Below are 3,438 nucleotides of genomic sequence, written 5' to 3' on the forward strand. Positions count from 1 at the left end.
GAACAGCTCTTGCGCCGCGCTCCGGCTGGGGGCCAGGTAGGCGTGGAAGCCCGGCAGCAGCCGCGGCGCGTCGTCGCAGCCGGCGGCGCGGGCCCGGCGCTGCAGGTCCGACCGCAGCTCCTGCCCCGCGGCACGGTCGGGGACCGAGGCGAAGATCGCATCGGCAACCGAGGCGGCGAAGCCGCGCCCCTCGTCGGAGGCGCCGGCCTGGAACAGCGCGATGCGCGCCGGATGGCGCGGCACGTTCAGCGGCCCCTCGACCTGGTAGAAGGCGCCGCGATGGTCGATGGCGGAAAGCCCTTCGGTGCCATGACTGTCCCAGAGCCGGCGGACGACAGCGGTGAATTCGGCCGCGCGGGCATAGCGCTCGGCCGCCGAGGGCATGGCGGCCAGGCCGAAATTCCGTTCTCCGTCCAGCGCGGTGACGATGTTCCAGCCGACCCTGCCGCCGCTGAGCCAGTTCAGGCTCTGCAATTGCCGGGCGACGACATAGGGCGGGTTGAAGCTGGTCGAGATCGTCGTGACCAGCCCGATGCGCCGCGTCGCCCCGGCCAGGGCGGTCAGCACCAGCGTCGGGTCCAGCATCGCCCGCGCGATGCGCGGCCCCGCCCCCTTCGGGTCGATGTAAAGGCTGTCGGGCTTGAAGACGAAGTCCAGATGCGCGGCCTCGGCCCGGACCGCCAGCGCGCGATCCAGCGCCAGCGCCTGGTCGGGCGCCGGCGGCGGCCCCCAGCTGCGCGCCAGAGCCAGACCGATATGCAGCGCCCGCACCATCGCTTGTCCCACCGTATGTCCCTCGTGAAATTGCGACTGGATAATTCCGACCATTTTACTTTACGAACCTGGGGACGGGATTGCCAGCGGGGGTTAAGGACGTGATCCGCATCGAGGACCTGACGGTCGGCTATGGCCGAAAGCCGGTCATTCGCGGGTTGGACGCCTGCTTTGCGCCCGGCCGCTTCACTGCGCTGGTCGGCCCCAACGGTTGCGGCAAATCGACGCTGCTGAAGGCGGTGATGGGCTTCCTGCGGCCCCAGGCCGGCCGCGTCACCCTGGACGGCCTGCCCATGGCCCGCATCCCGCGCCGGGCGCTGGCGCGGCGCATCGCCTGGCTGCCGCAAGAGAACCATTGGCCCGACTATCTGACCCTGGGCGAGCTGGTCGAGATGGGCGGCCATGCCCGGCAGGGCCTGTTCGCCGGGCCGGACGCGCGCGACCGCCGGCTGTTCGGCGAGGCGCTGCGCACCGTCGGGCTGCAGGACCATGCGCATCTGCCGGTCAACGCCCTGTCCGGCGGCCAGCGGCAGCGCGCCTTCGTCGCCATGGTGCTGGCGCAGGACACGCCGATCGTGCTGATGGACGAGCCGGTGAACCACCTGGACGTCACCTATCAATACGCCCTGCTGGGGCTGGTGCGCGACCTGACCCGGCGCCGGGGCCGGACGGTGGTCTCGGTCCTGCACGACCTGAACCTGGCGCTGAGCTTCGCCGACGATGTGGTGATGATGGCCGCGGGCCGGGCCCAGGCCGCCGGCCCGGTGGCCGAAGTGCTGAACCCCGCCAACCTGCGCGCGGTCTTCGGCCTGGAGGCGCAGGTCATCCACCACCAGGGGCGGCGGATCTGCCTGCCCGACCTGCCGGAGCCCCGGGCATGAGGCCCGGCCCGACGCTGCTGGCACTGGCGACGCTGGCCCTGGCGCTGTGCCTGCTGCTGGCGCTGTCGGCGGGGGAAAGCTGGATCCCGCCCTCGGGGATCCGGGCGGCGCTGGTCCATTTCGACGCGACGCGGCAGGCGGATGTCATCGTGATCTACCAGCGCCTGCCGCGCGCGCTGATCGCCATGCTGGCCGGGGCGGCGCTGTCCATGTCCGGGGCGGTGCTGCAGGGGGTGCTGCGCAACCCGCTGGCCTCGCCGGCACTGGTCGGGATCAATGCCGGGGCGGCGCTGGCGGTGGTGGCCGGCGCCTTCCTGCTGGGGCTGGAGCCGCGGGCGCAGGGGGCGGCGGCGCTGGCCGGCGGCGGCCTGGGCTTCCTGGCCAGCCTGGGCGTCGCGCGGCTGGCCGGCCATGCGCATGATCCGCGCGGGCTGGGGCTGATCCTGTCCGGGGCAATCGTCTCGATGTTCCTGGGCGGGCTGACCCAGGCGCTGCTGCTGTCCGATCCGGCGCTGCGGCAGGATTACCTGGGCTGGCTGGGTGGCAATGTCAGCCATGTCCATGCCGGAAGGCTGGCGGATTTCTGGTGGCTGGCGGCGCTTGGCATGGCGGCGATGCTGCTGCTGGCCCGCCGGCTGTCGCTGCTGGCCCTGGGGCCCGAGAAGGCTGCCTCGCTGGGCATCGACGTGGCGCGCACGCAGTTTCTGGCGCTGTCGGCGGCGGTGCTGGCTTCGGCCGCGGCGGTGGCGATCTGCGGACCGCTGGGCTTCCTGGGGCTGGTGGTGCCGCATCTGGTGCGGCCGCTGGCCGGGGCGCGCTTCGGGGCACTGCTGCCGGGCTGCGCCCTGGCCGGGGCCTGCCTGTGCCTGCTGGCCGAGACGGTGGCGCGCGTGGCGCTGGCGCCCCTGGTGCTGCATACCGGCGTGGTGCTGGAGCTGCTGGGCGGCATCGCCTTCATGCTGATGGTGCGCCGCTTCTACCTGCGCGGGGCCGAGGCATGAGGAGCCGGACCAGCAGCCGGATCCTGAGCCGCGCCCTGGACGGCCGCCGCGTGCTGCGCCTGCCCGGCGGGATACGGCTCGGGCTGGCGAACCTGGCCGCCGCGCTGGCGCTGGCGCTGGCCAGCCTGGCGCTGGGGGCGCTGTCGCTGTCCTGGGGCGAGACGCGGCTGGACCTGCTGGCGCCGCTGGACGCGGACCAGGCCTTCGCGCTGTACCAGGTGCGGTTGCCACGCCTGCTGCTGGGCTTCATGGCCGGCTGGTCGGTGGCGCTGGCCGGGGCGATGCTGCAATCGCTGGCCCGCAACCCGCTGGCCGACCCGGGCCTGCTGGGCCTGTCGCAGGGCGCGATGGTGGCGGTCATGGCCCTGACCGTGCTGGCCCCCGGCCTGCCGCCGGCCTGGTTGCCGGTCGCGGCGCTGCTGGGCGGGCTGGCGGTCGCGGCGCTGCTGCTGGCGCTGGTCCGCGGCCATGCCGGCGGGCTGGCGGTGCTGCTGATGGGCCTGGCGCTGGAATCGACGCTTTCGGCGGTGACGGCGGTGCTGGTCCTCTATACCCCGCCCGAGACCTCACATGCGCTGGCCGGCTGGATGGCCGGGTCGCTGGCCCTGGCCGACTGGCCGCGCGTGGCGATGCTGGCGCCCTGGTTCGCCGCCAGCCTGGCCGCCATCCTGCTGCTGGGCCGGGCGCTGCGGCTGCTGGACCTGGGCGCGCCCATGGCCATGGCGCTGGGGCTGGACGCGGCGCGGGTGCGGGCGGCCGTCCTGGTCGCGGCGGTGCTGCTG

4 protein-coding genes are annotated in these 3,438 nt (G+C 73.8%); 3 read left to right on the forward strand and 1 reads right to left on the reverse strand.

The genetic code is table 11. The features are described from left to right. Positions 1–786, reverse strand: a 786-nt coding sequence (locus tag I9P22_RS23705; protein ID WP_199262639.1) for an LLM class flavin-dependent oxidoreductase, incomplete at its 3' end; no start/stop codon positions are given. An 89-nt stretch (positions 787–875) separates the two neighbouring features. Between I9P22_RS23705 and I9P22_RS23710 the strand changes: the two genes are divergently transcribed. From I9P22_RS23710 to I9P22_RS23720, 3 genes are all read left to right on the forward strand, one after another. Beyond that, positions 876–1,655 (forward strand): ABC transporter ATP-binding protein, encoded by a 780-nt coding sequence (locus tag I9P22_RS23710; RefSeq protein ID WP_199262641.1) that lies wholly within the window; start codon positions 876–878, stop codon positions 1,653–1,655. Continuing rightward, positions 1,652–2,656, forward strand: coding sequence for a FecCD family ABC transporter permease (locus tag I9P22_RS23715; RefSeq protein WP_199262644.1), 1,005 nt, complete (start codon positions 1,652–1,654; stop codon positions 2,654–2,656). The genes I9P22_RS23710 and I9P22_RS23715 overlap by 4 nt, the downstream gene beginning before the upstream one ends. After that, positions 2,653–3,438: iron chelate uptake ABC transporter family permease subunit (locus I9P22_RS23720; protein ID WP_233253571.1), on the forward strand; the 786-nt coding region annotated here is incomplete at its 3' end. The genes I9P22_RS23715 and I9P22_RS23720, both read left to right, overlap by 4 nt.

Origin of the sequence: Paracoccus binzhouensis (assembly GCF_016446475.1) — a bacterium.
Taxonomy (GTDB): domain Bacteria; phylum Pseudomonadota; class Alphaproteobacteria; order Rhodobacterales; family Rhodobacteraceae; genus Paracoccus; species Paracoccus binzhouensis.